This is a genomic window from Pseudomonas fluorescens (assembly GCF_902498065.1).
In the GTDB taxonomy this organism is placed as follows: Bacteria; Pseudomonadota; Gammaproteobacteria; order Pseudomonadales; family Pseudomonadaceae; genus Aquipseudomonas; species Aquipseudomonas fluorescens_BJ.
In genome coordinates, this window is sequence record NZ_CABVIR010000001.1 from 101,153 (window position 1) to 127,272 (window position 26,120).

Consider the following 26,120-nt stretch of genomic DNA (forward strand, 5'->3'; position numbering starts at 1 on the left):
ACTGCAACTGGTTTGCATTAACAAACGCATACGCTTGCGATCCACAGGGCTAGATTCGACGTGAAAAAAACCACCGCTAAAAACAACAAATTCCTTTGGTTGCCGCTGGGCCTTGCGCTGGCGGTCAACGTTGCGCTGCCCCAGGCCTTTGCCGCCGATGCCATTCACATCCCGGCGCAACCCTTGGGTCAGGCGCTGAGTGAACTGGGCCAACAAACGTCGTTGCAGGTTTTTTTCAGTCCTGACCTGGTCGCCGGTAAACAGGCCCCGGCGGTGGATGGCAACCTCTCGCCGGAACAGGCTCTGCGCCTTTTGCTGCAAGGCAGCGGCCTTGAGTATCAGATCGACGAGGGTTCGGTGACTCTGACGCCAGCGCCGACTTCCGCCACCAATGGCCCTCTGGAACTGGGTGTGACCGACATCAAGGTCGTCGGCGACTGGCTGGGTGACGCCGATGCCGCCGTGGTGCAAAACCACCCCGGCGCCCGCACGGTGATTCGCCGCGAAGCCATGGTCGAGCAAGGCGCGATGAACGTCGGCGATGTGTTGAAGCGCGTACCCGGTGTGCAGGTGCAAGAAGCCAACGGCACTGGCGGCAGCGATATCTCCCTGAACGTTGGCGTGCGTGGCCTGACGTCGCGCCTGTCGCCGCGTTCCACGGTGCTGATCGACGGCGTGCCGGCCGCATTCGCACCGTACGGCCAGCCGCAGCTGTCGATGGCACCGATTTCCTCCGGCAACCTCGACAGCATCGACGTCGTGCGCGGTGCCGGTTCCGTGCGCTACGGGCCGCAGAACGTCGGCGGTGTGATCAACTTCGTGACCCGCGCCATCCCGGAAAAAGCCTCCGCCGAAATCGGCACCACCCTGGAAACCTCCCAGCACGGTGGCTGGAAACACATCGATACGGCGTTCGTCGGCGGCACCGCGGACAACGGCATGGGTGTGGCGCTGTTGTACTCGGGCGTGAACGGCAACGGTTACCGCGAGCGCAACAACGGCAACGACATTGATGACGTAATTCTCAAGACCCATTGGGCACCGACCGATGTCGATGATTTCAGCCTCAACCTGCATTACTACGACGCCAGCGCTGACATGCCTGGCGGCCTGACCCAGAAGCAGTACGACGCCGATCCGTTTCAGTCCGACCGTGACAACGACAACTTCAGGGGACGCCGCAAGGACATCTCGTTCAAGTGGGCGCGGCAGATTGATGACCGCACGCAGGCGGAAGTGCTGACCTACTATTCCGACAGCTTCCGTGGCAGCAACATCGCCGCTCGCGATCAGAAGACTATCGGCTCGTTCCCGCGCACCTATTACACCTTCGGTATCGAACCACGAGTGTCCCATGTGTTCGACGTGGGTCCGACCACTCAGGAAGTCAGCGTCGGTTATCGCTACCTCAAGGAAGGCATGCACGAGGAGGCGACCCGTCTGGAGCTGAACAAGAGTAATGAGCCGGTCGTGACCGCAGACTCGGACGGCCATGTCTATCAGGACCGCACCGGCGGCACTGAGGCCAACTCGGTGTATGTCGATAACAAAATCGACGTCGGTAACTGGACCGTTACGCCCGGTATTCGCTTTGAACACATCAGCACCGACTGGCACGATCGCCCCGTACTCGATGCCGAAGGCAAGCGTGTGCCAGAGAAGAATCGCAGCATCGAAAGCAACGAGCCGCTGCCGGCCTTGAGCGTGATGTATCACCTCTCCGATGCCTGGAAACTGTTCGCCAACTACGAGACTTCGTTCGGCAGCCTGCAGTATTTCCAACTCGGCCAGGGCGGTACGGGTGACAGCACCGCCAACGGTCTGGAGCCGGAAAAAGCCAAGACCTATGAGGTCGGCACGCGCTACAACGATGATGTGTGGGGCGGCGAAGTGACGCTGTTCTATATCGACTTCGATAAAGAGTTGCAGTACATCAGCAACGATGCGGGCTGGACCAACCTCGGCGCGACCACGCACCAGGGCGTCGAGGCGTCGGTGCACTACGACATGGCGGCACTGGACTCACGTCTTGACGGCCTGACCGCCAACGCCGGTTTTACATACACGCGTGCGGTTTATGAAGGTGAAATTCCAGGCTTCAAGGGCCGTGACCTGCCGTTCTATTCGCGCCAGGTTGCGACTGCCGGCTTGCGTTATGACATCGACCGCTGGACCTACAACATCGATGCGTTTGCCCAGTCCAAACAACGTTCGCCAGGCGTTGCCGTGAATGCCAAGGGCAGCTTCACCAACAACTACATCACCGAAGGCACTGCCGACGGTCAGTACGGCGACATTCCCGGTTATGTCACCTGGAACGTGCGTGGGGGTTATGATTTTGGCGCGCAGCTGTCCAACCTGAAAGTCGGCGCCGGGGTGAAAAACATCTTCGACAAGCAGTACTTCACCCGCTCCAGTGACAACAACTCGGGCATGTACGTCGGCGCACCGCGCACGTTCTTTGTGCAGGCCAGCGTCGGGTTCTGATAGAGCGCGGCGCCTTCATCGCGGGCTTGCCCGCGATGCTTTTCAGACTTTCAACACTTTCCCGCCAATGGCCACCGCCACCAGCAACACCGCCATCAACCCAAAGGCAAAACTCAAACTGCTGCCGTGGGCGATGAACCCGATCACCGCCGGCCCCGCCAGAATCCCCGCGTAACCCAGCGTGGTAATCGCTGGCACGGCAACGCTTTCAGGCATGACCGTCTGCTTGCCCACCGCGGTATACAGTACCGGCACGATGTTCGAACAACCCGCGCCCAGCAGTGCATAACCCACCAGCGCCATCTCCCAGTTCGGGGCAAACGTCGCCAGAAACAGGCCCGCTGCGGCCGTCAGGCCACCGAACACGATCACCCGTGTCGCGCCGAGGCGCCGGACGATCTTGTCACCAGTCAACCGGCCGACCGTCATGGTCAGCGCAAACGCCGCATAACCCAACCCTGCATACGCTGTGTCGATCCCGCGCTCCTGCGCGAGGAACACCGCGCTCCAGTCCAGCGCCGCGCCCTCGGCGAGGAACACGATGAAACACATCCCACCGATGAACAGCACGATGCCGTGTGGCATGGCAAACGCCGGCCCGGAACTTTCGCTGCCGTAAGGCAACAGGTGCGGCGCGGCTTTGCACAGTGCGATCAGCAGCAGCACGACCACCACCAGCATCGCCCCCAATGGCGAAACCCCGAAGCCGAGCAGGGCACTGACACCCGCCGCGCCGACAATCCCGCCAAGGCTGAACAGCCCGTGGAAACCCGACATCATGGTCTTGCCGCTGGCCCGTTCGACGATCACCGCTTGCAGGTTCACCGTCGAATCTACGGTGCCCAGGCCCGCGCCGAACATGAACAACGCGGCGATCAGCGCCGGAATCGACGACACCGTTGCCAACATCGGCAGCGCCGCACAGATCAACAGCGTCCCACCCACCGCCACCCGCCGGCAGCCGAAACGCGTGGCCAGAATCCCGGCCATCGGCATCGCCAGAATCGAGCCCACCCCCAGGCACAACAACAGCAGGCCGAGGGTCCCTTCATCCAGCCCGGCCCGCGCCTTGGCGTAAGGCACCAGCGGCGCCCACGCGGCAATCCCGAACCCGGCGATGAAAAAAGCCACGCGCGTGGACATTTGTTCCAGGCGTCCGGGCACGAAAGTGGTCTGGGTGTTGAGGTTGGTCATATCGATCCTTGGCAAAAAACGTCGCGTCCCCAAGGGACAGTGACTCACCCATGAGGTTCGATCAGCGTCCGGACGGTGTCGCGGTCAGGCAGGGTGACATCCTTGCACAGCCCGTCACGGTTTCGCGATATGTTGCACGCCTGCGATGGTTATACGGGAGGCGCCATGACGCTGTTCTACGATGCTCGAGGCAATATCTATGCGGTAGTGGCGCCTGACGCGGTGCGTCGCGAAGGTATCGATTTACCGGAACAGGCCGGTCTGGCGGCACAAACCCGCGCGGCATGGGCGATGTCGGCCATCGAGGCGTTCTGCGCCTGGGCGCCGGGCACGCAACCGCCCGGCAGCAAGGACCATCGCTGCGATGGCTTGCTGGTCGGTCCCTTTCAGACGTCGCCGCCGTTTGATCTGTTGATCGTCAACACCGACGGCACATTGGCTGAGCGCAGTGGTAACGGGCTGACGATTTTCTCCCAGGCGCTCAGCGACCAAGGGCTTTTTCCGGAAAACGCGGCGTGTGTGCTAAGGGTTCATCACGACAAGGCTGACGCACCTACACCGGGTGAAACGTCGGTGAGCGCCGCGCAGGTCGAGGACGTGCAAGGTTTCTGGCTGGACCTGGGCAAACCGGCGTTCGGCCCGGAGGCGGTCAGTGCTCAAGGGGTTGAAGGGGTGACAATGAACGGTCGCGAACTCAGCCACGTGCAACCCCTGTCGGCACTGGATCCGGCCTGGTCCCGCAGCCAGTTCGTGCGGGTCGGTAATCCGCACTGCGTGACCCTTGTGGAGGATGCGCAGGCACTGCCGGCGAATGAGCAGATGCGCGAAGCGCGATTGTCCGAAGGGCTGACGGCAATTGCCTACGCCATGCCGACCGGGGCAGGGCGGCCGTGTCCGGCGGGGGTCAATTTGCAATGGGCGATGCGCGAGTCACAAGGGCGGATTGCCGCTCGGGTGTTCGAGCGGGGCGAAGGCCCGACGGCGTCGTCCGGCACCAGTGCGAGTGCGGTGGCGTGTGCGGCGTGGCGGGTGGGTTGGGTGGCGGCGGGCGAGGTGAGGGTGGTGATGCCCGGTGGTACGGCACCGATTTTGTTGGAAGAGGAGCAGGGTGAATTGAGTCGGGTCAGCCTGTTTGGTACGGCGCGGTTGATGGGTTGATAGCACAATTGCTATCGCGGGCAAGCCCGCTCCCACAGGTTTGTGTGGCGTGCAAAAGATTTGTGTACGACATGAAACCCTGTGGGAGCGGGCTTGCCCGCGATGGCGTCAGTCCTGTCAACGCAAAGCTCAGCCCTGCTCGCCAAAAAACTCCACCACCGGCATCTGGCGCTTCATCAACACTTTCCCACCGCGCACCGAATACAGCGGCAAGCCCTGACTGCGAATGACTTCGTAATCGCTGTCCGCCGAAAGAATCAGCAAATTCGCCGGCCGTCCGCGTTCCAATCCATAACGCTCACCCAACGCCATGGCCTTGGCACTGTTGTCGGTGACCAGGTCCAGCGCACTTTGCAGGTTGCGATACCCGAGCATGTGACAGATGTGCAGACCCGCTTCGAGCACCCGCAGGATGTTGCCGTTACCCAGCGGATACCACGGGTCGACGATCGAATCCTGGCCGAAGCACACGTTCATCCCCGCTTCGAGCAATTCATTCACTCGGGTGACGCCGCGACGTTTCGGGAAGTTGTCGAAGCGCCCTTGCAGGTGGATGCTTTCGGTGGGGCACGAAACAAAACTGATCCCCGAATGCCCGAGCAGGCGAAACAGTTTGGCGCAGTACGCGTTGTCGTAAGAACCCATGGCCGTGGTGTGGCTGGCCGTGACCCGCGAACCCATGTCGCGGCTGCGGGCTTCTTCGGCGAGCACTTCGAGAAACCGCGAGTGCGGGTCGTCGGTTTCATCGCAATGCACGTCCACCAGGCAACCGGTGCGTTCGGCCAGGTCCATCAGGAATTTCACTGAACTTACGCCCTGATCGCGGGTGTATTCGAAATGCGGAATCCCGCCGACCACGTCCGCGCCCATGCGGATCGCTTCTTCCATCAGCTCACGACCGTTGCGATACGACTCAATGCCTTCCTGGGGGAATGCGACGATTTGCATGTCGATCAGGTGTCGGGATTCCTCGCGCACTTCGAGCATCGCCTTCAGCGCCGTCAACTGCGGGTCGGTCACGTCGACGTGGGTGCGTACATGCTGGATGCCGTGGGCGGCGAGGGTCTGGATGGTTTTCCTGGCGCGGGTTTTGGTGTCTTCCTCGGTGATCGTCACCTTGCGCTCGCCCCAGCATTCGATGCCTTCGAACAGCGTGCCGCTCATGTTCCAGCGCGGTTCGCCGGCGGTCAGCGTGGCGTCGAGGTGAATGTGCGGTTCGACGAAGGGCGGCACCACCAGATTGCCGCCAGCGTCCAGATCATCGGGACCCAGGGTCGGCGCTTCGGTCTGACGGGCAATGTTGCTGATCAGGCCGTTTTCCAGGTGCAACTCATGCAGGCCTTCTTGGTTGCGCAGACGGGCGTTGATGATATGCATCAGGTGAATCCTTTTAGAGATCTTGTAATGGTGCGTTGGCGCTGCGGACACCGAGCAGGCTGGTCAGTAGCACATACGTTAGCGCGGCAGCGGCAATCCCTACCAGCGGCGCGACCCATGGCGAACCGAAAGCGGCGACTGTGCCAACCGCATAAGCGCCCAAACCGGACCCATTGAACGCCGGTAATTGCGCATCGGCCAGTCGAGGATATTGACCACGGTAGCGAAAGAAAAAGTCCGCCATGATCACACCGCCGATCGGCGGAATCACCGTGCCCAGCAGAATCAGGTACGGCACCAGCAGGTCGTACATGCCTAGCAGCGCCAGCAACGTGCCGATAACTGCGCCGGCCAGGGTCACGGTCTTGCGTCGGCCGGTGCGCAACAGATTGCAGCCGGCCACGGCGAAGTTGTAGATGGTGTTGTCCTGGGTGCTCCAGATGTTGAGCAGCAACATCGCCATCGCGGCCATGGCGAAACCTTGTATCAGCAGTACTTCAACCACGTCCGGTTGCTGGTAGACGATCGCCCCGTAAGCGCCGATCAGCACCATCAGTCCGTTGCCGATGAAGAAACCGATCAGGCTCGCCAGCACCGCGACCCGCGCCGAGCGGGAAAAGCGCGTCCAGTTCGTGGCTTGCGTGGCACCGCTGACGAAAGTGCCAAACACCAGGGTGATCGCGGTCGACCAATCCAGGGTGCCGGTCGGGACGACGGCCAGCAAACCATCGAGCCCGCCGACTTTCACCGTCGCAACCCACATCGACAGCATGAGCAGCAACATCATGGCGGGCACCGCGATGTACGACAGAATCTCGAGTCCGCGATAACCGACGTACGCCGTGGCGCAAAACACCAGGCCGAACACCACCATCAGGCCCAGAACCGTGCCATCGCTCAACTCGAAGTATTTGCCCAGCACCACGGCCGCCGTGGCCGTGCCCCAGGCGTACCAGCCGATCTGGGTGAAACCGAGGATCAGGTCGCTGAGCTTGCTGCCTATTTCACCGAAGCAGAAACGCCCCATCAGCACCGAATTGAGGCCGCTCTTGAAGGCGATGTAGCCCAGCGCTGCGGCGTAGATGCCCAGCAGCAGATTGCCGACGACGATTACCGCCATCATCTCGCTGAAACTGAACGCCACCCCGAGCTTGCCGCCGGCAAACATGGTGGCGGTGAAGAAGGTGAAACCCAGCAGCACCATGGCCGTGGAGGCGAGGCCTTTGCGGGCCTGCATTGGCACTTCGCTGAGGGGGTAGTCGTTGCCAGGATCGTTCTGCGTCATGTGGCGCTCCTTGCTGAATGGGTAACGCGGAGGGGGGCTGCAGTGGTCGTGCCAAGCGGGTGGATGTCGTTATGTATAGACGAGCGGAGATGACTGGAGCGGGGAAGGGCACGAAACCGGTGCAAGTGCAGGAACACAAGTGCCATGTGGGAGCGAGCCGGCTCTCTCCCACAGGGGCAGGTTGGTTTCTTCAGGAGGAGGGTAGGAACCGCAACAACGCCGCGACGATGGCTTCAGGCGCATCTTCCTGCACCAGATGCCCGGCATTGGGGATTGGGTGAAACTGTGCCCCCGGAATCATCTGCTGCAGCGCGCGGCCACGTTCGATGGGAATCCACTGATCATCTTCACCCCAGAGAATCTGCACCGGGCAACGAATCGTCGGGTACAACCCTTCGATCTCACGGGTATAGCGCTGATCCATCTGCGCGATCTGCCGGTAAAACGCCGCTTGCCCCGGATCGCCCAGCCACGGTTGCACATACGGCGCGAGTTCATCATCGGGGATGTCGCGCTTGATCGCCCCGCGAACATAGGCCGGCACAATCGCCCGCTGAATGTAATCGGGTACGCCGCTGAACGCCGCTTCGTGCTGGCGCACATGCTGCACAAACGGCGAACCCCACGGCGTCAACGCCACCGGGTCGATCAGCGTCAGGCTGCGGTAGTCTTTGCCGTTCAGCAGATGCGCACGCAGCACCGTCGCGCCGCCGAAATCGTGGGCCACCACATCCGGGCAGTCCAGGCCCCAGTGCTCCAGCAGTTGCGTCAACAGTTCGTTCTGCACCCCCAGCGACACATCACCCTCGACCTTTTCGGACAGCCCATAACCCAGCAGGTCGAAGTAATGCACCCGGTGCGACGTGATGAAGTGCGGCGCAATCCGGTGCCACACATAGGAAGAGAACGGTGTGCCATGCACGAACACCAACGGCGGGCCGTCGCCACGCACGGCGTAACGGACGGAGTGCCCGTTGAAGCGATAGGTTTGAGCCAGCGGCCAGTCAGTCATGGGGACGTCCTCTTGGCAGGTACGAACCCAAAAGCATAGGCATAAAAAAACAGCCTATGAAGGCTGTTTTTTTACATCACTGACGAAAAACACTTCTCTGCAGGAGCGAGCTTGCTCGCTCCTGCAGGGATTTATTCGCCGTGATAGATGCAACCGCTGGTGCACGTCTCGTGAATACGGATCGCACTCAGCTCAGGCAACAAGGGCTTCAACTCAACCCAGATCCACTTGGCCAGCACTTCACTGGTCGGATTCTCCAACCCGGGAATGTCATTCAAATAGTTGTGATCCAGTCGCTCATACAGCGGCTTGAAGATCGCTTTGATCTCCGAGAAGTCACGAATCCAGCCGGTATGCGGATCAAGGTCGCCACTCAGGTGAATCGCCACTTTGAACGAGTGACCGTGCAGGCGGCCGCACTTGTGGCCTTCCGGGACGTGGGGCAGGCGGTGGGCGGACTCGAAGGTAAATTCTTTGAAGATTTCCACAGTGGTTTCAGCTCTGTCAGGTGGCGATCGCCGCAGCGATGTGGGCAGGCGGCGAGTTTAACAGTTTGTCCTGACTAAAGGGTCAGCAAGCGTTCGCCGAGTCGACCGTTGGCGGCCAGTTCGAGAAACTCATCGCCCAGCCTGCGACTTTCCTCCATCGTCGCACGCCAGTATTTCTGCCGGCTCGGCGCATCGCCCATGAAACGCTTGAAGTCGTTGCGGTCTGGCAGTTTGCCGTAGGGCAGGCGTGCCAGGTATTCCTTCGACGGCGCCAGTAACAAGACGTCCTGCAACCGTGCAGGGCAGGCGCGGCGCCATGGCAGGGTCTTGTCGAACCAGCCGGGAATCACCCGGTCGGTGAAGTGCGGATACAGCACGATGTCGTTGCCGCTGTAGGGCAGGTCGAGGTGATAGTCCAGCAGACCGCCGTCGCGGAAGGTTCCGGCGCCGGCGCCGGGCAGGTCGCGCACGCCTTCCATGACCATCGGGATCGAGCCCGAGGCGAGCAGGGCCTGGCGCAGGTTGCCGGCATTCAACGCGACGAAGCGCGAGGGGAAATCGTTCAGCGCATTGACCGGCGGCGCGAGGCGCGGGTCGTGGATGATCAGCCGCTCGAAATGCCGCGACAGCCGCGCGCGACCGCGCAGGTTGTCGGCGATCACCGACGACAGGCCCAACCCGAGACGACCGCGATGATCGTCCGCGAGCAGGCCGTGGCTTTTGACCACCATGATGTTGAGTCGGTGATGGGCGTTGTTCAAAATCGCCGCATCGCGGCCGTCGAGCAGGTCATCGAGCATGCGCTGCGAGCTCTGGCTGATCTGCGCCATGGTCACGCCCTTGGCGAAATTCTGCTCGGTGTACAGGTGGCCGAGACGGCGAATGCCTTCGGCTGCGTCCGGCAGGCACGCACTGGCAAAGCGCCAGGAACCCACCGAGGCGCCGATCAGCGACCGTTCACGCGGCGCGGCGGGCAGCCATTCGCCGAACAGCGCCAGGTCCAGACCTTGAATCCCCAACGCCTTTGGCCCACCGGCGGCGCCCGGCAGCGTGCCGACATCGGCGGCGTTCAAACCGTTTTCACGGATGCGCGCGAAGGCACGCGGGCCGGCCTTGAGGGTCAGGGAGGGGAACTTGATGTGGATAGCAGTCATACCGGTCTCGATGTCTGGCAAGCGGGCGGATTATAAACAGCTGTGCGTGCTGCAAACACAGGACCTGCGATGTCGAGTTGCCATCCATGATGATGGCAATTCAGTTTCAATTAAGTTCGAATCGCTAAGGTGGCCGCCGTACGCAACACATAAAAAATACGGAGACACCCCATGAAAACCCTGACTGCCCTGTTCACCGCCTCCATCATTGCCATGACCGCCAGCCTCGCCCATGCCCGCGACCTGGGCCCCGACGAAGCCCTGCGGTTGCGCGACGCTGGTACCATTGTGTCTTTCGAGAAGCTCAACGCCACGGCGCTGGCCAAACACCCAGGCTCGACGGTCACCGAAACCGAGCTGGAAGAAGAGTACGGCAAGTACATTTATCAGGTGGAGCTGCGTGACCCACAAGGCATTGAGTGGGACCTGGAATTGGACGCCGTAAGCGGGCAAGTACTCAAGGATCATCAGGATACGTAATGAAGGTGTGTTCATTTTCACGCATGGCGCTGGTGCTTCTGGCGTTTTGCTCGGTCGTCATGGCCCGCGACCTCGATCAGGACGAAGCCCTGCGCCTGCGCCAGCAGGGCGTTATCCTGCCGCTCGAACACGTGGTGAAGCAGGCGCTGGACCGTTATCCCGGCTCCAAACTGCTGGAAGCCGAGCTCGAAGAGAAACACGACGTCTACATTTATGAAGTCGAGCTGCTGACCACTGAAGGTGTGGTCCGTGAACTGGACCTCGATGCCACCACTGGCCAGTTACTGAAAGACAAGGAAGATTGACCGATGCGATTGCTGCTGGTGGAAGACCATGTGCCCCTGGCCGACGAACTGATGGCCGGCCTCAACCGCCAGGGCTATGCCGTGGACTGGCTGGCCGACGGTCGCGACGCGGTGTATCAGGGCAGCAGTGAACCTTATGACCTGATCGTTCTCGATCTCGGTCTGCCCGGTTTGCCGGGGCTCGACGTGTTGGCGCAATGGCGGGCGGGGGGGCTGGCCACGCCCGTGCTGATCCTCACCGCGCGCGGCTCCTGGGCCGAACGGATCGAAGGCCTCAAGGCTGGCGCCGACGACTACCTGACCAAGCCTTTCCACCCTGAAGAGCTGCATTTGCGCATTCAAGCGTTGTTGCGCCGTTCCCATGGCCAGGTCAATCAACCGACGCTGCAGTCGGCCGGATTGCACCTGGACGAAGGCCGCCAATGCGTGACCCGCGACGGCGCCGACATTCAGCTCACCGCTGCGGAATTTCGTCTGCTGCGCTATTTCATGCTGCACCCCGAGCAGATCCTCTCCAAAAGCCACCTCGCCGAACACCTCTACGACGGTGAAACCGAACGCGACTCCAACGTGCTGGAAGTCCACGTCAATCACCTGCGGCGCAAGCTCGGGCGCAGCGTGATCGAAACCCGTCGCGGCCAGGGTTACCTGTTCGGCGGGCAAGCGCAGTGAGGTCGATCCAGCGCCGCTTGAGTCTGGGGTTGATCAGCGTGATGGTGATCGTCGGCCTGGTGCTGGCGCAAACCAGCCTGTGGTTGTTCGAAATGGGCTTGCAGCGCTACCTCGAAGCGGGGCTGCGCAACGACAGTGAAAACCTGCTGGTGGCGCTGGTGCGCGGGCCGCAGGGCTTGCAGCTGGATGAGCGACATCTGTCACCGGCCTACCTGCGGCCGTTTTCCGGGCACTACTTCCGCATTGATTTTGCCGACAGCCATTGGCGCTCCCGTTCATTGTGGGATCAGGAATTGCCGCGACTCGAACATCCAGGCCTGCACAGCAACCTGCAACTGGGGCCGGAAGGCCAGCAGTTATTGGTCTTGCGTTCGGACTATCGCCGACTCGGCCAGTCGATCTCCATCAGCGTCGCCCAGGATTACACGCCGGTGCGCGATAGTTTCAAGCGCATGCAGCAAGTGGGGTTGGGACTGGGGTTGGCGGGACTGCTGTTGATTCTGCTGTTGCAGCGGATCACCGTGCGCCGCGCCTTGCGTCCGCTGGAAAAGGCCCGAGAGCAGATTGCTCAGTTGCAGCGAGGCCAGCGTTCGCAACTGGATGATCAGGTGCCGGTGGAACTTGAGCCGCTGGTGGCGCAGATCAACCATTTGCTCGCCCACACCGAAGACAGCCTCAAGCGTTCGCGCAATGCGCTGGGCAACCTCGGGCACGCCTTGAAAACCCCACTGGCGGTGTTGTTGAGCGTGGCGTCCAGCGAGAAACTCGACGCCCATCCCGAGCTGCGCAAGCTCCTCAAAGACCAATTGGAACAGGTTCAACAACGCCTCAATCGCGAACTCAACCGCGCGCGGCTGTCCGGCGATGCGCTGCCGGGGGCCTTGTTTGATTGCGATGCGCAACTGCCGGGATTGCTCGCCACGTTGAACATGATCCACGGCGAACACCTTGAACTGAGCTATCGCGCGCCGGCCGGTTTGCAGTTGCCGTGGGATCGCGAAGACTTGCTGGAACTGCTGGGCAATCTGCTGGACAACGCCTGCAAATGGGCGGATGCCGAGGTGCGGTTGAGCGTGGTGGAGACGGCCGCAGGGTTTGAGTTAAACGTGGAAGATGATGGACCGGGCATTCCCGAGGACCAGCGTGATCAGGTGTTCAGCCGGGGCACGCGGCTGGATGAGCAGACGGATGGGCATGGGTTGGGACTGGGGATTGTGCGCGACATTGTCGACACATGGGGCGGGGTGTTGCGGCTGGAGGAGAGCGAGTGGGGCGGGTTGAGCGTTGTCATCGAACTGCCCAAGCGTTGACACTGTTCTGAAAACCACCGAGTAATCTGTGGGAGCGGGCTTGCCCGCTCCCACAGGTAGTTTCTGTGGATACAAATCTGCGTTAAACGCGGAACTGATCCATCAGACTCTGCTGCTGATTCGCCAGACTATTCAATGACTGGCTCACCCGCGCCGACTCATTCGCCTGTCCCGACAACGATTCGGTCACGTCCCGGATCGTCGCCACGTTGTTGTTGATCTCTTCCGCCACCGCGCTTTGCTCTTCCGCCGCGGAGGCAATCTGCAGGTTCATGTCGCTGATCACTGTCACTGCGTCGCCGATCTGGCGCAACGCTGTGACAGCCTGGCCCACCTGCTCGACGCTGCCCTGGGCCTGACGGTGACTGTTGTTCATCGACCCCACCACATCCTGCGTGCCGCTCTGCAACTGCTCGATCACCAGACGGGTTTCCTCCACAGACTCCTGTGTGCGCCGCGCGAGGTTGCGCACTTCGTCGGCGACCACGGCAAAACCGCGCCCGGCCTCACCGGCACGGGCTGCTTCGATTGCGGCGTTCAGGGCCAGCAGGTTGGTCTGTTCGGCGATGGCGCGGATCACTTCCAGCACCGAGCCGATTTTCTCGCTGTTGGCCGCCAAACCTTCGACCTGCACCATCGCTGCGCTCATGTCGGCGGCGAGGTTATCGATGCTGGTGGTGGTCTGGTCGATCACGGTCAAGCCACGGCGGGTGGCGTGATCGGCATCGCGCGCCGCTTGTGCCGCTTGTGCCGCGCTGCGGGCAACGTCCTGGGCGGTGGCGCTCATTTCGTGGGAGGCGGTCGCCACTTGATCGACCTGACGGTATTGCTGTTCCATGCCGGCGCTGGTCTGCGTGGCGATGGCAGAAGACTGGTCCGCCGTACTGCGCGCGTCCTGCACCGAGCGTTTCACCTCGGCGATGATCGGTTGCAACTTGTCGAGGAAACGGTTGAACCAGCCGGCTAACTGGCCCAGTTCATCCTTCTTGTCATACGCCAGGCGCCGGGTCAGGTCGCCCTCACCACTGGCGATGTCTTCGAGCATGTGCGCCACGCCGAGGATCGGTCGGGTCACGCTGCGCGCCATCAGCCACACCAGCAACAGGCCGATCAATGCGGCCAGCACACCGAGGCCGAGTTCGACCAAGGTGCCGGCGGTGTTGCTTTCATCGAGTTGTTTTTTCAGGGCTTCGGCGGGGCCGATCAGGACTTTTTCCGGCACGTCGAGCAACACGCCCCACGACTTGCCGTCGGGGATGGGCTGGAACGGCGACAGCACTTTCAACTGCTGTTGGCTGTGCAGGCTTGCGGTTTTGCTGCTGGCGGCGAGCAGGCGGATCAGTTCGGCGCCGCTGGTTTTATCCACCGCGTCCAGGCGCTGGCTGAGTTTGCTGGCGTCCGGGCTGTAGCCGGCGAGCAAACCGGCCGGGCTGATGATGCTGACGTTGGTCTGGCCGTCATAAAGTTTTTTGCTGGCGCCCTGACTGACCGCTTGCAGGCTGTTGAGGTTGATGTCCACCGACAGCGATGCGATGACTTTGCCATTGACCATCAGCGGGAACACGATGCTGGTCATCAACACGTTCTGGCCGTCGATCACATAGAAGTAGGGTTCGATCACACAGGGCTTGAGCGAAGTGCGCGGGCAGGTGAACCAGGCGTTGGCGGGCTCGCCGCTGGGGCCGGTGCTGGTGTCGGCCATGTCGGTTTCGGGCAGCGCCATCGACGTCACCTTGCCGGGCGTCGGTTGCGACCAGTAGAGCGCGAAACGGCCCTTGTCGTTACTGCCCAGCTCAGCCTGGCCGGCGAACAGGTCGTCCTTGCCGTCCAGCGCATTGGGTTCGAACACCAGGGACAGGCCGAGCAGTTCCGGGTTGGCTTGCAGCGCAGACTTGACCTGGCGGGTCAGGTCTTCACGCAGGTCGAAGGCATCGAGGAAGCGCTTCTCGGCCTGGTCGCGCAGGAACAACACCTGACGCGAAAAGCCGTGGCCATATTGATAGGCGTCCATGAACTGCTGGCGAATAATCAACGCCTGGTTTTCGCCCTGGGATTCGATCCGGGCCTGGGCGGCGTCATTGAGCATCTCCATGCTCGAGGCTTTCACCAGCTCGGAGCTGTGCTCCATACGATAGAGGGAAAGACCTACCAGCAAGGTCACGATACCGGCCAGGCAAAGCCCGGCCAGCAGGGTGATTTTCCATTGAATGGAAAGTTGTCTGAGCGACATGGAGACGTCCTTATTCGATAAATATCTGAGACTTTGCACTGTAACGGCGGCAAATCCGCTTTCTTTATGTCGTTAAACGAATAACAGGCACGTTCGAAATCCCAGCCTTACGCAAACCTCTCTAGGAGCTGGCAAGCCAGCTCCTACAGGGGGCGTGCGCGTAGCGTTCTGGCCGTTGGCTTTGACAAGGCGCTGACCGTCCGGCACAGTGCGCGCCCTCTAATAAAACCCATTCCTTATCCCGCTGGCGGCTTTGTGCAGACTCCCGGCCGGACTCATTTCGCTTGCCTTGAGGTAACGATGATTAATGCTGTAATTGCCGCGGTTGGCATCATGCTGATTCTCAGCCTGTCCCGCGTGCACGTGGTGATCGCGCTGATTATCGGCGCTCTGGTGGGTGGTTTGACCGGTGGCCTGGGCATCGACGCCACACTGAAAGCCTTCAATAGCGGCCTTGGCGGCGGGGCCACGGTGGCCTTGTCGTATGCCTTGCTCGGCGCGTTTGCGGTGGCGATTGCCAAGTCCGGCCTGGCCCATGCGCTGGCAGACAAAGCCTTGGCGATGGTTGACCGCCAGCACGCCAACGGTGGCGGTTCGGTGAAGTGGTTGCTGATCGGCCTGCTGTGGGTGGTGGCCATTGCCTCGCAAAACATTCTGCCGATACATATCGCCTTTATTCCGTTGCTGGTGCCGCCGCTGTTGTATGTGCTGACCAAGCTGCAACTGGATCGGCGGTTGATCGCCTGCGTCATGACCTTCGGCCTGATCACCCCGTACATGTTCTTGCCAGTGGGCTTCGGCAACATCTTCCTCAATGAAATCCTGCTGGCCAATGTGGCCCGCAGCGGTGTTGATATCAGCGGCATCAACGTCACCCATGCCATGGGCATTCCGGCGCTGGGCATGGTGGTGGGTCTGGGGGCAGCGTTTATCAGCTACCGCAAGAAACGCGTCTATAACCTGGAAAAGATTGAGCAGGTCGAACAGGTCGCGGTGCAGTACAACCCGCTGAGCCTGATGGTTGCGGGTGTGGCCATCGCGGCAGCGTTCATTATTCAGCTGCTGCTGGACTCGATGATTATCGGTGCCCTGGCGGGCTTTTTGATTTTCTCGGTGTCGGGCATCGTGAAGTGGCGCGACACCGATGACCTGTTCACCGAAGGCATGAAGATGATGGCGATGATCGGTTTCATCATGATCGCCGCCTCGGGGTTTGCCGAAGTGATGAAAGCCACCGGCCAGGTGCAGACGCTGGTGGAGGCGTCGGCGTCGTGGATCGGCCACAGCAAAGGCGTCGGTGCGCTGCTGATGTTGCTGGTGGGTCTGCTGGTGACCATGGGCATCGGTTCGTCGTTTTCCACCGTGCCGATTCTGGCGGCGATTTTCGTGCCGCTGTGCGTGCAACTGGGGTTCAGCCCGATCGCGATCGTGTGCATCGTCGGCACCGCCGGTGCGCTGGGCGACGCCGGTTCGCCGGCTTCCGACTCTACGCTCGGCCCCACCTCCGGCCTGAACATCGACGGTCAGCATCACCATATCTGGGACACCGTGGTCCCGACCTTCCTGCATTACAACCTGCCGCTGCTGGCGTTCGGCTGGGTGGCCGCAATGGTCCTATAACCACCTCAAATTCTGTGGGAGCGGGCTTGCCCGCGATGACGGTCTTTCAGTCACATTGATGCTGAACGTTCCGACGCTATCGCGGGCAAGCCCGCTCCCACAGGGATCAATGTGACCTTTACTCAACTTTTGATCCGGCGTGCCGTTAAAGCCTTTAACCACGCCAATAAAATCAAAAGAGTGAACCGTCATGCGCATGAGCCTGAAGGCTAAAGTCCTGTCCCTTGCCGTTCTCCCGGTGTTGCTCTTTGCGTTGGTCATCAGCCTGACCACGTTGTTCGTTCTCCAGGAACAGGCCCGCAAGGAAGTCGAGGAGACGCGCCAGCGCCTGCTCAGCGACGCCAAGGCTACCCTGCAAAGTTACGTCGCCGTGGCCATGACCGCGATCAAACCGCTCTACGACGCCGCCGCCCCTGGCGATGACGCGGCGCGGGCCCAGGTGATCAAATTGCTGTCGAGCATCAGCTACGGCAAGGAAGGTTACTTCTTCGGCTATGACTCCAATACTGTGCGCCTGTTCAAGGCCAACAGCCCCGAAGGCGTGGGCCAGAGCTTCAAGGACAACCGCGATCCGAACGGTGTTTACGTCAACCGCGACCTGGTGAAAGTCGCCAAGGACGGCACGCATTACCTGCAATACAGCTCGCCATTGCCTGGCAACACTCAGGTGCTGGTGCCGAAACTCGGCTACACCGAATACCTGCCGAAGTGGGACATGGCCGTCGGCACATCGGTCAATCTTGATGGCATCGAGGCGCAAGTGGCCGTGGTCGAAGCCAAGGTTCAGGAGCGTATGGAAGGCGTGTTGTTGAGCATCATCGGCATCGCTGTCGTCGTGCTGTTGCTGATTGCCGCCGCCGGCATGCTGCTGGCCAACACCATTCTGCGGCCGCTGAATTTGATGAAAGCCAACCTCGACGACATCGCGGCGGGCGAGGGCGACCTGACCCGGCGCCTGACCATTACCAGCCAGGATGAGCTGGGCGAGCTTGCCGGTTCGTTCAACCGTTTTGTCGACAAGATCCACGGCCTGGTGCGCCAGATCACCGAAATGACTTCGCAACTGACCGGGCTGGTGAATCAGGTGTCCGATCAGGCCCAGCGTTCGGATCAGGCGATGGAGCGTCAGCGTCACGAAACCGATCAGGTGGCCACGGCAATCAACGAAATGTCGGCCGCCGCGCAGGAAGTGGCGAAAAGTGCACAAAACGCGGCAGTGGCGGCGCAGCAGACCGACGAAGAAGGCCAGGCCGCCAAGCGTGTGGTGGCCGGCAGCATCGTGAAGATTCATGCATTGGTCGACGATATTCGCAGCAGCGGCGTGTCCCTCGACAGCCTGCAAAAAGACGTGTCTTCGATTGTCAGCGTGCTCGGGGTGATCCGTTCAATTGCCGAGCAAACCAACCTGTTGGCGCTCAACGCCGCAATCGAAGCTGCTCGCGCCGGTGAGGCCGGTCGTGGCTTCGCGGTGGTGGCCGACGAAGTGCGGGCGCTGGCCAGCCGCACGCAAATCAGCACCCAGGAAATCCAAGGCATGATCGACCGCTTGCAGGCCGGCACTCAGTCGGCGGTGGAAGCGATGCGCCGTTCCAGCGAGGCCGGCGACGGCACGTCCGCACAGGCCAATCAAGCCGGCGCGTCGCTCGACACCATGGCTCAGCTGATTGGCACCATCAACTCGATGAACGCGCAGATCGCCAGCGCGGCCGAAGAGCAGACCGCCGTGGCTGAAGAGATCAACCGTAGCGTGCATCAGATCGCGGTGGCCGTGGACAACGTGGCGGACGAAACCCAGCTCGGCGCCCAGACGTCCCGCAGCCTGGCTGATCTGGGTCAGCGCCTTGGCAGTCTGGTCGGACAGTTCCGTATCTGACACCTGTAAAGGATGTCTCCGGTTTAAAACGTAAAGGATGTCTCCGGTTTCTACCCGGGCAAGCCCGCTCCCACAGGGTATTGCGTTGTTGCAGGTTCTACGGCCTGTCCCAGTACGGCACGGTCCCGAAGCATTCGACAAAAAAATCTATCACCGTGCGCACCTTGACCGACAACCGCCGGCTCCCGGGCCAGAGCACGGCGATCTGTTGCGGTTCGAGGCTGTTGGACACCTGATACGCCCCCAGCACCGGCACCAGCGTGCCGTTGCGCACCGCTTCACCAATCAGCCATGACGGAAACATCACCAGCCCCAGACCTTGTTCGGCGGCCTGGGTGAGCGTGTCGGCATGGTTGCCGGTGATCGGGCCTTTCACCGAGTAGGGCGTCCAGTCCTGCTGATTCTGGCGGAAAAACCAACGCTGCTGGCCTGTCACGCCTTTGTAGGCCAGGCATTGATGGGCCGCGAGGTCTTCGGGGTGTTGCGGGACGCCATGACGCTCCAGATAAGCCGGGCTTGCTGCGACTTGAAAACGATGCGGCGCCAGAATGCGCGCCTGCATGCTTGAGTCGTGCAGCGGACCGATACGAAACAGCAGGTCGGTGCCTTCCTGTAGCGGGTCGATGTAGCTGTCGGTCTGCTGGATATCCAGTTGCAGCTTTGGATAACGCTCGCATAAACGCCCCAGCCATGGCGTCAGGTGCCGTTGCCCGAACACCACGGGGGCGTTGATACGCACCAGCCCGCTGGGTTCGCTTTGCTGTTCCTGCAAGGCTTGCTCGGCTTCTTCCAGTTGCACCAGCACCAATCGGGCATGGTGGCCGAGCATGCGCCCGGCTTCGGTGGGCGTGACCGCGCGGGTGTGGCGGTAGAGCAATTGTTGGTTCAGCAGCTGTTCCATCAACTGGATCTGCCGGGAAATCGACGACGGCGCCAGGCCTTCGCGACGGGCGACTTCAGAGAAACTGCCGTGGTCGAGTACGGCGACAAACAGCCGAAGTGCCTTGAATCCCAATTCGTGGAGCCCGTGCATGAAGTGTCCTGCTGTGCGAGTTACGCAAAAGTGTTGTCAGGATGCTCCCATTTATCGCAAAGCAGTGCCAGCCGATAATGCGCGCCTATTCCACTGACTCCACAAAACCCCATGGGGGAGCGAGCCTGCTCGCGATAGCGGCCAGACATCCAACATCAATGTGACTGACAAATCGCTATCGCGAGCAGGCTCGCCCCCACAAGGGACGGTGTTTTTTCTGATAATTGGCAGGTGTTCATTCATGCAATCTTCCTCAATCGACGTGGGCGTTGCCACAACACCAGCGACCAAACCGGGGTTGCGGCTTTTACTGCTGCCTCTGGTGATCCTGGCCGGTATGGGGCTTTCCGTGGAGGCCGGTCTGCTCGGGCCGCTGGGGGTTCAGGTCGGTCACTTGTGGGCGACGTTGAGCATCTTCGGCGTCGGCTCGGCGATCCTGTTTTTACTGCTGTTGTTTAGTGGTCCGAAAAAAGGGCCGGCCTTCAGCGACTTGCCGCGCTGGCAGTTGCTCGGTGGTTTCCTCGGGCCGATGTACGTGGTGGTGCTGACCCTGGCCACGCCGCACATCGGCATTGCGATGACGATGATTGCGATCCTGTCCGGGCAGGTCGGTAAAAGCGTGTTGATCGACCACTTCGGCTGGTTCGGCGCCACCCGTAAAAAGGTCAACGGTGAACGTTGGCTGGCCTTGCTGCTGATTGTCGCGGCACTTGTTCTGATTGCGCGGGGTTGATGATGAATCTGATTATTTTGTTGGCGGTGGTCGTGGCCGCCGGTGCGGTGTTGAGTGTTCAGGCCGCCATCAATGGACGTCTGGGCGAAACGGTCGGTGTGCTGCGCAGCAGTTTGCTGACGTTCGTGGTGGGGGCGGTGAGCACCGGGTTGCTAATCCTGTTTTTCGAGCCGGCCCATGCCATGAGCCTGCTGGACGTGCCGAAATGGCAGCTCAGCGGCGCGCTGTTCGGCGTGGTGTACATGATGGTGATGGTGGGAGCGGTACCGCGGGTGGGTACGGCGGTGGCGACGGTCGCGGTGATCGTCGGGCAGTTGGGCATGGGGATGCTGATCGATAACTTCGGCTGGCTGGGCAACCCGCAGATCGAGCTGTCCGGCAGCCGGATTCTGGCGATGGTGTTGCTCGGGTTGGCGTTGGTGTTGATGTATCGCAGCAATACCCGCCAGGCCTGACGGCTGTTGCTCCTACAGTTGTCATGCGTCGTTTGTGGCAACTCCTACACTGGTGAGACGGGTTGTAGCTTCAAGCCCCGACGACCACCACCTCAGGAGTCAGACTCATGATTGACAGTGAAAGCATCTGCGACTGCCCGAAATGTAACTGCAAACTCGGCCAGCATCCGATCGCGCGTCACGGCAAACACTACTGCTGTGAAGCCTGCGCCAAGCACCATGAACACGGTGAAGAATGCGCGAGCAAAGGCTGCAAGTGCGCCAAGCGCTGACTGTAGGCGCGTGCTTGCTCGCGATGGCCTCAACGACAACGCGTATTTTCTGAATGTACGCGCCGCTCTCAAGGCCATCGCGAGCAAGCTCGCTCCTGAAAAATAAGGGGCGTTAACTCGCTGGCCGCCACGTTACGTTTTCCACGCCGAATTTTTCCGCCATCGGCTTGCTGGTCTTTTGCACCTTCTCCCGTCCAAAGCGCGGGATCCGGCCTACGCCGGCGTCGCAACTCGCCCAATGCCATGCCTCCGCATTGTCCATTTTGTCCAGGCGAATGATGAAAGACTTGGGGTCGCCATGAAGGGTGTATTCAATGACGAAAAGTTTTGCGTTGTTCATAAAGCCCGTATTCCTCCCTGTGGTATTAAAAGGATCATTTGGGGGGCGGAAAATTCAGTCGGATTGTCAGGCGGCTGCGGCCAGTGGCGACAAGGCTTGCGGCTGGTTACCATGCATTTTCTGAAAACCCCAATGAATGCTGACCATGGCCCTTGCCGCGCCCCCCGATCTGAGTGACACCGATGTGCCCGTGCAACCGCTGGCGCGCACCTATCCGCGCGGGTTGTTCATTGAGCCCCACGAGCATGTCTGGGGCCAGTTGTTGTATGCGATGAGCGGGGTGATGTGGGTCGAAACGCCGCATGAGGCGTTGGTGGTGCCGCCGCAACGGGCGGTATGGCTGCCACCGGGCGTGCCCCACGGCATTCGCGTGGTCTCGGATCTGCAGATGCGCAACATCTACTTGCGGCCGTCATTGGCAGCGACGCTGGACGCTACGGTTCAGGTGATCGAAGTGGGCGGGTTGCTGCGTGAACTCATCGTCGGGCTGGTGGAGCAAGGCGACGACGGTGCGGCGGAGTATTACGAGGCGCTGGTCGGCCTGGCACTGCTGGAGCTCAGGCGCGCCAAGCGTTCTCTGCTGAAAATCCCGTTACCGGATGATTCTGACCGACGCCTGATGAACCTGTGTCAGGCGGTCATGGCCGCGCCATCGCTGGACATTCCCTTCGAACATCACGCGCAAAGCGCCGGGGCCAGCGTGCGTACCCTGGCGCGGCTGTTCAAGGACGGTCTGGGCATGGGCTTCGCCGAGTGGCGGCGGCAGGTGCAACTGGCGACCGCGGTCGGGGAGTTGATCCAGGGTGTGCCGGTCAGTGCGATTGCCCGGGACCTGGGCTATTCGCCGAGCAGCTTCAGTGACATGTTCCGTCGGGAACTGGGGGTTGCGCCTTCGCAGTTCTGCACGACTCTGTAGGTGTTTTGGCCGATATTCAGAAGCACTTGGCCGATGCTCGCTGATACCGGCCTTTAGACTTTGGGCATACCTCAATTGCCCACGGAGTCTGCCATGAGCTACCTCATCTCACTGGTCATCGGTCTGGGCGTCGGTTTGCTTTACGGCGCGCTGGATTTTCGTTCCCCCGCACCACCGGCCATTGCGCTGGTGGGCCTGCTGGGCATGCTCGCCGGTGAAAAGTTATGGCCTATGGGCCGGCAGCTGGTCACTGGCTGGATCTCCTGAAATCACCTTCCTGGTTCGATGGAACATTCCCATGAAAGCATTGCAGTTCGACAAAACCGGCGACCTCTCGGCCCTGCGCTATGTCGAGGTTCCAACCCCCGTGCCCGGCGCCGATGAAGTGCTGGTGCAAATCAAGGCCGCCGGCCTCAACCCCAGCGATGTGAAGAATGTGCTGGGGCGTTTTCCCTACACCACGTTGCCACGGATTCCCGGGCGTGATTTTGCGGGTGTAGTCGTCAAAGGCCCGCAGGCGCTGATCGGTCAGGAAGTGTGGGGCACCGGCCGTGAATTGGGCTTTTTCGCCGACGGCTCCCATGCGCAATTCGTCAAGTTGCCGGCCAACGGCGTGGCGCGCAAACCGACGCACCTGAGTTTTGCCCAGGCCGCCAGCCTCGGCGTGCCTTACACCACGGCGTGGGATGCGCTGGAACGCAGTCTGGTGAACGCACAAACGCGGCTATTGGTGATTGGTGGCGGGGCGGTCGGCAGTGCCGCGTTGGCGCTGGCCAAGGTGCGTGGCGCCCAGGTGCTGGCGGCGGCGCGTCGGCCGGAGCAGGTCAAGGACTTGCAGGCTCAGGGGTATCAAACGTTGCAACTGGATAAACCCGAGGACTTGGGAGCACAGGTCAACGCGGTCTACACCGGCGGCGCCGACGTGATTTTTGACACCACCGGGTTCTGGCTACCGGCCTCCGTCCCTGCGTTGGCAGCGTTCGGCCGTATCGCGATCATTGCCGCGCCGGTGGATGGCCTGGTGCAGTTGCCGGCCCTGGCGCTGTACCGCAAGGGCGGTTCGGTGGTGGGGATCAACTCGCTTCTGTACGGCGTGCAGGCGTGCGCGGCGATGCTCGATCAGTTCGGCCGGTTCTTCGATCAGGACCTGTTGCCGTTGCCCCAAGGGTTGTTTGAATCGCCGCTGGCCGAAGGGCTGGAACGTTATGCCGAAGTGAATCAGGGCAGTGGCGACAAGGTGATTTTGTTGCCATAACCCAACCACTGTGCGAGCTGGCTTGCCAGCGATGGCGGCTTCGGCAGCGATGCAAGCCTCAAGCGCCTCAAGCGCCTCATCGCTGGCAAGCCAGCTTCCACAGGGTTTTGTCGTTCGTTAAAGCCCCTCAAAATGACCTTGCTGTAGACTCGTCCGCACTGACTTCACAAGGTGCACCCGATGAGCGAGCCGATCCGTTTGACCCAATACAGCCACGGCGCAGGCTGTGGCTGCAAGATTTCCCCCCAGGTGCTGGAAGTGATTCTGGCCGGCAGCGGGGCGCAGAACCTTGACCCCCGGCTCTGGGTCGGCAATGCCTCGCGCGATGACGCGGCGGTGTATGCCATCGATGAAGAGCGCGGCGTGGTCTCGACCACCGATTTCTTTATGCCCATCGTCGACGATCCGTTCGATTTCGGCCGCATCGCCGCCACCAATGCCATCAGCGACATCTACGCCATGGGCGGCGATCCGTTGATGGCCATCGCGATCCTTGGCTGGCCGGTGAATGTGCTGGCGCCGGAGATTGCCCGGGAAGTGATTCGCGGCGGGCGCTCGGTGTGCGATGAAGCCGGCATCCCGTTGGCGGGCGGGCACTCCATCGATGCGCCGGAGCCGATCTTCGGCCTGGCTGTCACCGGGCTGGTGGAAAAGCGCCACATGAAGCGCAACGACACGGCCACCGCCGGTTGCCTGCTCTACCTCACCAAGCCCCTGGGCATTGGCATCCTCACTACCGCCGAGAAAAAGGGCAAGTTGCGCCACGCCGACATCGGCCTGGCCCGCGACTGGATGTGCACCCTCAACAAGCCCGGCAGCCGTTTCGGCAAGCTCGACGGCGTGACCGCGATGACCGATGTCACCGGTTTCGGCCTGCTCGGGCACCTGGTGGAAATGGCCGACGGCAGCAACCTCACGGCGCGCATCGAATACGACCGCGTGCCGCGCCTGCCGGGTGTCGAGTACTACCTCGACCAGGGTTGCGTGCCGGGCGGGACGCTGCGCAATTTCGACAGCTACGCCAGCAAACTCGGGCGACTGCAGGAAATGCACAAACTCGTGCTCTGCGATCCGCAAACCAGCGGTGGCCTGCTGGTGGCGGTCACGCCCGAGGGCAACGATCAATTCCTCAGCGTCGCTGCCGAACTGGGCCTGACCCTTGCGCCGATCGGTGAACTGGTCGAGCGACAGACGAACGCGGTCGAGGTGTTTTGATGTCCAGCGATTTCACCGATTACCGCGACATTTTCCTCAATGACCGGCCGATGATGGATACCCGCGCGCCGGTCGAATTCATCAAGGGTTCCTTCCCCGGAGTGATCAATCTGCCGCTGATGAACGACAGCGAGCGGCAGCGGGTCGGCACTTGCTACAAGCAGCAGGGTCAGCAGGCGGCCATTACGTTGGGGCATCAGTTGGTGTCTGGCGAGATCCAGGCCGCGCGAATTCAGGCCTGGGCCGATTTTGCCCGGGCTCATCCCGAGGGGCTTTTGTATTGTTTTCGCGGTGGCTTGCGCTCGCAGATCGTTCAGCAATGGCTGAAGAGTGAGGCGGGTATCGATTATCCGCGGGTCGGCGGTGGCTACAAGGCCATGCGTAGTTTCCTGTTGGAGACGATCGATCAGACGATGGCTCAATGTGATTTCGTCCTGCTGGGCGGCATGACCGGCACCGGCAAGACCGAAGTGCTCACGCAGCTGCGTAACGGCCTGGACCTTGAAGGCCACGCCAACCATCGCGGCTCCAGTTTCGGCAAGCGCGCCACGGGCCAGCCGTCCAACATCGATTTTGAAAACCGCCTGGCCGTGGACGTGCTGAAGAAGCGCAGCCGCGGTATCGAGCAGTTTGTGCTGGAAGATGAAAGCCGTGCGATCGGCAGTTGCGCGTTGCCGTTGGCGCTGTATCAGGGCATGCAGCAATTTCCGATGGTCTGGCTCGAAGACAGCCGTGCAGGGCGGGTTGAACGCATCCTGCGTGATTACGTGGTGGACTTGTCTGCCGAGTTCAACGACGTGCATGGCGAAGAAGGTTTCGCGCTGTTTTCCGAGCGTTTGCTGGCGAGCCTGAACAACGTTCAGAAGCGACTGGGTGGCGAGCGTCATCGGCGGATGTTGATCCTGATGGAGGATGCGCTGGCGGAGCAGGCGCGCAGCGGGGCGGTGGATTTGCACCGGGGCTGGATTGATGGGTTGCTGGGTGAGTATTACGACCCGATGTATGCGTTTCAGCGGGAGAAGAAGGGGGCGCGGATCGAGTTTGCCGGGGAGCGGGGAGCGGTTATCGAATACCTGCAAGCGCGTGGCCATCGCCCGGGGTGATGTGTTGATTTTTCCGGCCTCATCGCGAGCAGGCTCGCTCCCACATTTGGTTTCTGTCGGACACTTAATTCATGTCCACTGAAGATCCAATGTGGGAGCGAGCCTGCTCGCGATAGGGCCCTGACAGCCGCTACAAGATTTGAACCATCACCC

The 26,120-nt window shown here is 61.3% G+C and carries 25 protein-coding genes and 2 pseudogenes; 17 read left to right on the forward strand and 10 right to left on the reverse strand.

Features of this window, described 5'->3' with window-relative positions; all coding sequences use genetic code 11:
- The first annotated feature begins 60 nt into the window (after positions 1-60).
- The gene (locus tag F8N43_RS00465) at positions 61-2,487 is read left to right on the forward strand and encodes a TonB-dependent siderophore receptor (RefSeq protein ID WP_150634256.1); all 2,427 of its coding nucleotides are present in this window, start codon (positions 61-63) and stop codon (positions 2,485-2,487) included.
- A 42-nt stretch (positions 2,488-2,529) separates the two neighbouring features.
- Here the strand turns inward: F8N43_RS00465 and F8N43_RS00470 are convergent, their stop codons facing one another.
- Positions 2,530-3,681: an MFS transporter gene (locus F8N43_RS00470; protein ID WP_150634255.1), complete on the reverse strand. Its 1,152-nt coding sequence runs from the start codon at positions 3,679-3,681 to the stop codon at positions 2,530-2,532.
- 165 nt (positions 3,682-3,846) lie between these two features.
- Between F8N43_RS00470 and F8N43_RS00475 the strand changes: the two genes are divergently transcribed.
- On the forward strand, positions 3,847-4,839 hold the full coding sequence (locus F8N43_RS00475) for a diaminopimelate epimerase (protein WP_150653045.1): 993 nt from the start codon (positions 3,847-3,849) through the stop codon (positions 4,837-4,839).
- 129 nt (positions 4,840-4,968) lie between these two features.
- Here F8N43_RS00475 and codA read toward each other — a convergent pair whose 3' ends face one another.
- From codA to F8N43_RS00500, 5 genes are all read right to left on the reverse strand, one after another.
- Positions 4,969-6,216 (reverse strand): cytosine deaminase, encoded by a 1,248-nt coding sequence (gene codA / locus F8N43_RS00480; protein ID WP_150634253.1) that lies wholly within the window; start codon positions 6,214-6,216, stop codon positions 4,969-4,971.
- Between the two features lie 13 nt (positions 6,217-6,229).
- Positions 6,230-7,501 (reverse strand): cytosine permease, encoded by a 1,272-nt coding sequence (gene codB / locus F8N43_RS00485; RefSeq protein ID WP_150653046.1) that lies wholly within the window; start codon positions 7,499-7,501, stop codon positions 6,230-6,232.
- A gap of 190 nt (positions 7,502-7,691) precedes the next feature.
- Positions 7,692-8,513 (reverse strand): alpha/beta fold hydrolase, encoded by an 822-nt coding sequence (locus F8N43_RS00490; protein ID WP_150634251.1) that lies wholly within the window; start codon positions 8,511-8,513, stop codon positions 7,692-7,694.
- 131 nt (positions 8,514-8,644) lie between these two features.
- The gene (queD, locus tag F8N43_RS00495) at positions 8,645-9,001 is read right to left on the reverse strand and encodes a 6-carboxytetrahydropterin synthase QueD (protein ID WP_150634250.1); all 357 of its coding nucleotides are present in this window, start codon (positions 8,999-9,001) and stop codon (positions 8,645-8,647) included.
- A 74-nt stretch (positions 9,002-9,075) separates the two neighbouring features.
- Complete coding sequence (locus F8N43_RS00500; protein ID WP_150653047.1) at positions 9,076-10,155, reverse strand: patatin-like phospholipase family protein; 1,080 nt, start codon at positions 10,153-10,155, stop codon at positions 9,076-9,078.
- A 171-nt stretch (positions 10,156-10,326) separates the two neighbouring features.
- Between F8N43_RS00500 and F8N43_RS00505 the strand changes: the two genes are divergently transcribed.
- The 4 genes from F8N43_RS00505 to F8N43_RS00520 are packed head-to-tail and all read left to right on the forward strand — an operon-like array spanning position 10,327 to position 12,922.
- Entirely contained in the window at positions 10,327-10,635 is a 309-nt protein-coding gene (locus F8N43_RS00505) for a PepSY domain-containing protein (protein ID WP_150634248.1), read from the forward strand.
- Positions 10,635-10,940, forward strand: a complete 306-nt coding sequence (locus F8N43_RS00510) for a PepSY domain-containing protein (protein WP_150634247.1) — start codon at positions 10,635-10,637, stop codon at positions 10,938-10,940. The genes F8N43_RS00505 and F8N43_RS00510 overlap by 1 nt, the downstream gene beginning before the upstream one ends.
- A gap of 3 nt (positions 10,941-10,943) precedes the next feature.
- Entirely contained in the window at positions 10,944-11,612 is a 669-nt protein-coding gene (locus tag F8N43_RS00515; RefSeq protein ID WP_150653048.1) for a response regulator transcription factor, read from the forward strand.
- Positions 11,609-12,922: a sensor histidine kinase gene (locus F8N43_RS00520; RefSeq protein ID WP_150653049.1), complete on the forward strand. Its 1,314-nt coding sequence runs from the start codon at positions 11,609-11,611 to the stop codon at positions 12,920-12,922. The genes F8N43_RS00515 and F8N43_RS00520 overlap by 4 nt, the downstream gene beginning before the upstream one ends.
- 82 nt (positions 12,923-13,004) lie before the next feature.
- On the opposite strand, the gene F8N43_RS29795 is transcribed toward F8N43_RS00520, so the two are convergent.
- Both F8N43_RS29795 and F8N43_RS29800 read right to left on the reverse strand, forming a co-directional pair.
- A complete protein-coding gene (locus F8N43_RS29795) occupies positions 13,005-13,760 on the reverse strand; it encodes a methyl-accepting chemotaxis protein (protein ID WP_412071767.1) in 756 nt (251 codons plus the stop codon).
- A gap of 102 nt (positions 13,761-13,862) precedes the next feature.
- A pseudogene (locus tag F8N43_RS29800) lies at positions 13,863-15,152 on the reverse strand (HAMP domain-containing protein); the annotation flags it as partial.
- A 303-nt stretch (positions 15,153-15,455) separates the two neighbouring features.
- On the opposite strand from F8N43_RS29800, the gene F8N43_RS00530 reads away from it, so the two are divergent.
- From F8N43_RS00530 to F8N43_RS29810, 3 genes and pseudogenes are all read left to right on the forward strand, one after another.
- On the forward strand, positions 15,456-16,772 hold the full coding sequence (locus F8N43_RS00530) for a Na+/H+ antiporter family protein (RefSeq protein WP_191623760.1): 1,317 nt from the start codon (positions 15,456-15,458) through the stop codon (positions 16,770-16,772).
- Between the two features lie 196 nt (positions 16,773-16,968).
- Positions 16,969-17,787, forward strand: a pseudogene (locus F8N43_RS29805) (cache domain-containing protein); the annotation flags it as partial.
- Positions 17,788-17,889: 102 nt separating this feature from the next.
- Entirely contained in the window at positions 17,890-18,645 is a 756-nt protein-coding gene (locus F8N43_RS29810; RefSeq protein ID WP_412071768.1) for a methyl-accepting chemotaxis protein, read from the forward strand.
- 97 nt (positions 18,646-18,742) lie between these two features.
- Here the strand turns inward: F8N43_RS29810 and F8N43_RS00540 are convergent, their stop codons facing one another.
- A complete protein-coding gene (locus F8N43_RS00540) occupies positions 18,743-19,678 on the reverse strand; it encodes a LysR family transcriptional regulator (RefSeq protein WP_150634241.1) in 936 nt (311 codons plus the stop codon).
- Positions 19,679-19,919: 241 nt separating this feature from the next.
- Here F8N43_RS00540 and F8N43_RS00550 point away from each other — a divergent pair, with 241 nt between their 5' ends.
- From F8N43_RS00550 to F8N43_RS00560, 3 genes are all read left to right on the forward strand, one after another.
- Positions 19,920-20,411 carry a DMT family transporter gene (locus F8N43_RS00550; protein WP_150634240.1) on the forward strand — a complete coding sequence of 164 codons (492 nt, stop codon included), beginning with the start codon at positions 19,920-19,922 and terminating at the stop codon, positions 20,409-20,411.
- A gap of 2 nt (positions 20,412-20,413) precedes the next feature.
- A complete protein-coding gene (locus F8N43_RS00555) occupies positions 20,414-20,866 on the forward strand; it encodes a DMT family transporter (protein WP_150634239.1) in 453 nt (150 codons plus the stop codon).
- Between the two features lie 107 nt (positions 20,867-20,973).
- Positions 20,974-21,138, forward strand: coding sequence for a metallothionein (locus tag F8N43_RS00560; protein WP_150634238.1), 165 nt, complete (start codon positions 20,974-20,976; stop codon positions 21,136-21,138).
- A 112-nt stretch (positions 21,139-21,250) separates the two neighbouring features.
- Here F8N43_RS00560 and F8N43_RS00565 read toward each other — a convergent pair whose 3' ends face one another.
- The gene (locus F8N43_RS00565) at positions 21,251-21,478 is read right to left on the reverse strand and encodes a DUF6555 family protein (RefSeq protein ID WP_150634237.1); all 228 of its coding nucleotides are present in this window, start codon (positions 21,476-21,478) and stop codon (positions 21,251-21,253) included.
- A 145-nt stretch (positions 21,479-21,623) separates the two neighbouring features.
- On the opposite strand from F8N43_RS00565, the gene F8N43_RS00570 reads away from it, so the two are divergent.
- The 5 genes from F8N43_RS00570 (at position 21,624) to mnmH (ending at position 25,967) form a co-directional block, all read left to right on the forward strand.
- On the forward strand, positions 21,624-22,394 hold the full coding sequence (locus F8N43_RS00570) for an AraC family transcriptional regulator (protein ID WP_191630097.1): 771 nt from the start codon (positions 21,624-21,626) through the stop codon (positions 22,392-22,394).
- A gap of 93 nt (positions 22,395-22,487) precedes the next feature.
- Positions 22,488-22,661, forward strand: a complete 174-nt coding sequence (locus F8N43_RS00575) for a DUF1427 family protein (protein WP_008035179.1) — start codon at positions 22,488-22,490, stop codon at positions 22,659-22,661.
- Between the two features lie 31 nt (positions 22,662-22,692).
- Positions 22,693-23,649 carry a quinone oxidoreductase family protein gene (locus F8N43_RS00580; protein ID WP_150653051.1) on the forward strand — a complete coding sequence of 319 codons (957 nt, stop codon included), beginning with the start codon at positions 22,693-22,695 and terminating at the stop codon, positions 23,647-23,649.
- A 180-nt stretch (positions 23,650-23,829) separates the two neighbouring features.
- Positions 23,830-24,864 carry a selenide, water dikinase SelD gene (selD, locus tag F8N43_RS00585; protein WP_150653052.1) on the forward strand — a complete coding sequence of 345 codons (1,035 nt, stop codon included), beginning with the start codon at positions 23,830-23,832 and terminating at the stop codon, positions 24,862-24,864.
- Entirely contained in the window at positions 24,864-25,967 is a 1,104-nt protein-coding gene (gene mnmH, locus F8N43_RS00590; RefSeq protein WP_150653053.1) for a tRNA 2-selenouridine(34) synthase MnmH, read from the forward strand. Before selD ends, mnmH begins: the two co-directional genes overlap by 1 nt.
- Positions 25,968-26,120: the final 153 nt, after the last annotated feature.